We start from the raw sequence: 3277 nt of genomic DNA on the forward strand, positions 1-3277 counted from the left end.
TTAGAAGCTATTAAATCTCCGAATTGTGATACAATTGAACTCATAATAATAAATACAATAAAATAAAAAATCTCCAATCTATCATGATGCCTTACATAATTAATATAATACAACAAAACCGCTATCAAAGTAATTAAAATACCACAAAAAAATCCAGACCAAGTTTTTTTAGGACTTAAATTTGGGCATAATAATTTACCACCAAATAATTTACCACCAAAAAAAGCAAAACTATCACTGAAAATAGTAATAAAAAATAAATAAATCAACCATTGATGTGATAAAAAAATTAAATTTAAAAAACAGGCACTATTAAAAACAATATATAAAATAATTAGTAAAGTTAATTTTAGATGTAAAGTACGAAAAGAATCTACCAATACAAAAAAAATTAATAAAAAAAACCAAAAAAAACCAAACAAAAAATCAAAATGATGATTATCACTCCATGACGATAATATTTGAAATAAAAAACTATTTGTAATTTGATCTTTTATTATTATAAAAGGTAATTTACGAAATAAACGTAATAAAAAAGCCAGAAAATAAAAAAAATGAATGAAACTAAAAAGAATAATAAAATTACTATCCCTTTTATTTAGTGTTTTAAAATGACTCACTAAAGAAAAAAATTCGTTAATGGCTCTAATGATAAAAAAAAGTGTTATAAAACAAATAACATATATAAACAAAGGAAATTGGTGGCATAAGCTATCTAGAAACTTCAAAGAAAAGAAAAAACAAAGCGCTATTATAAACATTATAAATCCTATATAAATTTTACGTAAGAACATTTTTATTTTTTCCCAAATTTACTTTTTTTTATTTATATTTTTAATAATTCATTATTTTTATTCAAAGTATCTTTTTCAATTATTTTAATCCATTTATTATTTAATTCTTGTATCTGTTTTAAAAAAACATTCTCCAAATACTGATTTAATTTTATTTTTTTAATTTTATCATTGCCCATTCGTCTTATATTACGAATAATTACTTTTGTTTTTTCTTCAATTTTATGAATATCTTTGATTAAAATTTTTCTTTTTTCTTCGGTAGGTTTTGGGAAAATTATTTTAACAATCTGTCCTTCATTTTGAGGTGTTATACCTAAATTCGAAGTTAAAAGAGTTTTTTGTATATCATGAGTTAAATTCGGATCAAAAGGTTTAATATGTATTTGATGGCCTTCTACAACACTAATAAAACTCAAATTTTTTAAAGCAGTTTCTACACCATAATAGTTAAGTGTAATTTTATCTAAAATTTGTGGATTTGCTACACCTGTTCTAATATCCGCAAATTTGCCCAACATAATTTTTTGTGTCTGTAACATTTTTTGTTCTAATTCTATTAAAATTACTTTTGCTAATTCTTCCATTATCTTAAACTCTCCTTAGAGGAAATTAAAGTACCTATTTTTTCTTTTAAAATAATTTTTTTAATATTACCTTTAATATTCATATCGAAAACTAAAATATCAATACCATTTTCCCAACATAAAGACACTGCAGTAATATCCATAATATTTAATCTTTTTTCTATAATATCTTTATGTTTAATATTTTTTAATAAAATAGCATCTTTATTTTTTTTTGGATCTTGATTATAAACACCTTCAACACCATTTTTAGCCATTAAAATTACATTAATGTTTAATTCTGCTGATCTTAAAGCAGCGGCAGTATCTGTAGAAAAATAAGGAGAACCGACCCCTGCTGCTAAAATAACTATTCTCCCTTTTTCTAAATGACGTAAAGCGCGCCCTTTGATATACGGTTCTGCTACTGTAATAACATGAAAAGCAGTCATAACTCTTGTTTGGATATTAAGTTTTTCTAAAACATCTTGCAACGCTAAAGCATTAATAATGGTTCCTAACATGCCCATGTAATCAGATTGACTACGACCTAAACCTAATTCTTGACCAATGACACCGCGCCAAATATTCCCGGCACCAACAATAATAACTATTTCGATTCCTAGATCTTTAATTTCTTTAATTTCTTTTGCAATTTTTTTTACTTTTTGAGGATCAATGTTAAAATTACTTCCTTTTAATGCCTCTCCACTTAATTTTAAAAGAATTCTTTTAAACATTTTCCCTCTCTCCTTTATTTTTGTTTCATAAAGATTTTTCATTGTAGTAAAAACATTAGCAACCCATCAATAATTCTTTTTTAATAAAATATTAACACATAATAAATATTTAAAATCTTTTGCCAACTTCAAAACGATAAAAAGCTATAATTTTTATTTGGTATGTATCTAAATATGCGCTAACTGTTTGATCTTGATTATTATAAAGAGGTTGTTCTAATAAACAAATTTCTTCTAAAAACTTATTTAAACGCTGTTCTACGATTTTTTCGATAATGTTTGAAGATAAAGATTTTTGTTGAGTTTTTTCTTCAAGAGTTTTACTTAAAAAAAACTTTTTTTCTTTTGCTATAAATTGCGGATCTGCTTGATCTTTACTAATAAATTTAGGATTAAAACCGACAATATGAATAGGTAAATCCATCGCCACTTCTGGACAATCTTTACTTAAAACGACTAAAGAAGAAATTTTTCCACCTTGGTGTTTATAAAATCCAAAACTTTCTTGTGTATTTTTTGTAACAACTTGTAAACGACTTAAAACAATTTTTTCTTTTAATACAGCTGCTGTTTCTAAAATAATATTTTGAACATTTTGTTTTTTTATACGTAATTTTAAAAAATCAGCAACAGTTGAAAATAATTCATCTGATGTTAATAGTAATTCTGTAATTTTATTATATAAATTTAAAAAAATTTTATTTTTAGCCACAAAATCAGTTTCTGTATTTAATTCAAATAAAATAGCTTTATTACCACATATAGCAACATTAGTTAAACCTTCCGCAGCCACTTTGTCGCTGCTATTTTTAGTTGCTTTAATAATTCCTTCTTTTTTCAACAAAAGAACTGCTTCTTCAATATTGCCTGATGTTTTTTCTAAAGCTTTTTTACAACTCAAAATACCTGCTTGTGTTTGATTTCTTAAGATTTTAATTGTTTCTGTCGTAATTTTCATGTTTTTTTGATTCCTTTTTTTCTATATTTGGACATTAATACATAATATCATAAAATTTATATTTTTAAAAAAAGTTTAATTATAAAAAAAAGATGTTTTATTATGAACACCTTTAGTCAATGATACTTATAAACCTTTTAAAAATAATTTTTAATCTTTAGTTTTAATATTATCTATTGTTTTTTCATGGTTTTTAACAAAAAAATTTTTATTTTCTAA

General features: G+C 23.7%; 4 protein-coding genes. All 4 read right to left on the bottom strand.

All coding sequences use genetic code 11. The features are described 5' to 3' along the window. Positions 1–620: phosphatidate cytidylyltransferase (locus AlmWB_RS01220; RefSeq protein WP_239682427.1), on the bottom strand; the 620-nt coding region annotated here is incomplete at its 3' end. 206 nt (positions 621–826) lie between these two features. Further along, a complete protein-coding gene (locus tag AlmWB_RS01225) occupies positions 827–1381 on the bottom strand; it encodes a ribosome-recycling factor (protein WP_050337293.1) in 555 nt (184 codons plus the stop codon). Beyond that, positions 1381–2100 (bottom strand): UMP kinase, encoded by a 720-nt coding sequence (gene pyrH, locus AlmWB_RS01230; RefSeq protein WP_050337295.1) that lies wholly within the window; start codon positions 2098–2100, stop codon positions 1381–1383. Before pyrH ends, AlmWB_RS01225 begins: the two co-directional genes overlap by 1 nt. 109 nt (positions 2101–2209) lie before the next feature. Then, positions 2210–3058 (bottom strand): translation elongation factor Ts, encoded by an 849-nt coding sequence (tsf, locus tag AlmWB_RS01235; RefSeq protein ID WP_050337296.1) that lies wholly within the window; start codon positions 3056–3058, stop codon positions 2210–2212. Positions 3059–3277: the final 219 nt, after the last annotated feature.

Origin of the sequence: Candidatus Phytoplasma phoenicium (assembly GCF_001189415.1) — a bacterium.
Lineage (GTDB): Bacteria > Bacillota_I > Bacilli_A > Acholeplasmatales > Acholeplasmataceae > Phytoplasma > Phytoplasma phoenicium.

Coding starts and splice junctions, on each gene's coding strand:
- AlmWB_RS01225 (WP_050337293.1), bottom strand. CDS start 1,381: ATGGAAGAATTAGCAAAAGTAATTTTAATAGAATTAGAACAAAAAATG.
- pyrH (WP_050337295.1), bottom strand. CDS start 2,100: ATGTTTAAAAGAATTCTTTTAAAATTAAGTGGAGAGGCATTAAAAGGA.
- tsf (WP_050337296.1), bottom strand. CDS start 3,058: ATGAAAATTACGACAGAAACAATTAAAATCTTAAGAAATCAAACACAA.